This is a genomic window from Occallatibacter sp., assembly GCF_049802275.1.
Classification (GTDB): domain Bacteria; phylum Acidobacteriota; class Terriglobia; order Terriglobales; family Acidobacteriaceae; genus Telmatobacter.
The window spans coordinates 1-1,633 of record NZ_JBARMD010000711.1; the positions used below are offsets into that span (position 1 = coordinate 1).

Below are 1,633 nucleotides of genomic sequence, written 5' to 3' on the forward strand. Positions count from 1 at the left end.
CGAGCTATCACTGCGAGGAACCACTCTCTACCGAAACAGACGAACAACAGAGTGGGTGGATCGCGCGCTATGCGTGGAGCAGCCGCGTAGACGCAGATGGCAATCGCAGGCCGAGCGATTATCACAAGGTGCTGCTGAAGCGGCTGAAGAGTCTGGATGCGAAATTGCGCGAGAACTTTGGTGCGTTTGAATCGCGAGCCTATGTCGACACGGGACCGGTGGTAGAACGCGCGCTGGCGACGGCGGCGGGACTGGGATGGACGGGAAAGAACACGTGCCTCATTCATCCGAAGCTGGGGTCGTTTGGATTTCTGGCTGTGCTGCTGACTTCGCTGGATGTCAGTCCAGAAGGGAAAACAGCTGAGGTAGTCAAGGATCATTGCGGGACGTGCACGCGATGCCTAGATGCGTGTCCCACAGGCGCGTTGATCGCGCCGTACCGGATGGATGCGACGAAGTGCATTTCGTATCTGACTATCGAACACAGGGGTACGATTGCACCGGAACTGATGGCGGGCATGGGGCGGCAGGTCTTTGGCTGCGATATCTGCCAGGATGTTTGCCCGTGGAATCGTAAAGCGCCGATCGCGGCAGATGCGGAACTGGAGCCGCGGGACGAGCTGGTGAATCCCGCACTGGAATGGCTGGCTTCGCTCGACGAGAAGGACTTCGAGCGCGTCTTCAACGGTTCACCGGTGCGGCGGGCGGGGTTCGCAGGATTGCGGCGGAATATCGCCATCGCTATGGGCAACAGCGGAAGCCAAGGCTTCGCATCGCGTTTGAAAGAGTGGGCAGAGTCGGCAGACGAAAATATTCGCGCCGCTGCACAATGGGCGATCGAGAGGTTGACTCCCTGAGTCCGGGCAGATTGTCAGTTGTTGATGGGCCGTCCGAAACACAGCACGTAACCGTTGTTGTCCTTGATCTCAAAGGCTCTCAATCCGTCACTCGTGTTGGCCAGTTCGCTGTGGATTGGAGCGCCTTTCGCTGTGAACTCTGCGTAAAGGGAGTCGGGATCGTCGGTGTAGATGTAAACGTCCCATCGCGCCCACGGGTGCCGCGAGGAGTTCGGTTGTGGATGCACATCGCTCGCAATGCTCTTGAACATCAGCATGATCTTGTCACGCCCGACGAAGGCCCGGTAGTCCTTGACGTCTCCCTCACCGCCGCCTTGATAGGGCACGTTGAAGCCGAGCTTCGATTGGTAAAAGTCGAGCGTTGCGGGCAAATCATCGACAACGAAAAAGGGAGTGGCGCTTATGAGCATGGCTCTCAGCTCACAGAATAGTCTGCGATATCCGCAAAGGCAGCGAAAATCGCAGGCACACAACTTCGTGCCGCCGCACAATGGGCGTTTGGCAAGCTGGTTGTTGAGACGACCCCCGGGAAGAGAAAACCGCAAAGGCAACCGGCAATTCAAAGCGACCTCAGCCAGCGAGGCCGCAAAAGCAAATCTACCCGACCACCCGGCTGACGTTTGCGGCGCTTAGTCCTTTGGGTCCCTGCTGGCACTCAAACTCGACCGGGTCTCCCTCGTTCAACGTTTTGTAGCCGTTCTCCTGGATGGCGGAAAAGTGCACGAAAACATCCTCGCCGCTAGACCGTTGAATGAACCCGTACCCTTTGGCACCGT

3 protein-coding genes are annotated in these 1,633 nt (G+C 57.9%); 1 reads left to right on the forward strand and 2 read right to left on the reverse strand.

Annotated elements, in window-relative coordinates:
- Positions 1-857: tRNA epoxyqueuosine(34) reductase QueG (queG, locus tag WA354_RS24000; protein WP_472815554.1), on the forward strand; the 857-nt coding region annotated here is incomplete at its 5' end.
- Positions 858-871: 14 nt separating this feature from the next.
- Here queG and WA354_RS24005 read toward each other — a convergent pair.
- Both WA354_RS24005 and WA354_RS24010 read right to left on the reverse strand, forming a co-directional pair.
- Positions 872-1,267, reverse strand: coding sequence for a VOC family protein (locus tag WA354_RS24005; RefSeq protein ID WP_472815555.1), 396 nt, complete (start codon positions 1,265-1,267; stop codon positions 872-874).
- 187 nt (positions 1,268-1,454) lie between these two features.
- The coding region (locus tag WA354_RS24010; protein ID WP_472815556.1) for a cold-shock protein at positions 1,455-1,633 on the reverse strand (179 nt) is incomplete at its 5' end.

Coding starts and splice junctions, on each gene's coding strand:
- WA354_RS24005 (WP_472815555.1), bottom strand. CDS start 1,267: ATGCTCATAAGCGCCACTCCCTTTTTCGTTGTCGATGATTTGCCCGCA.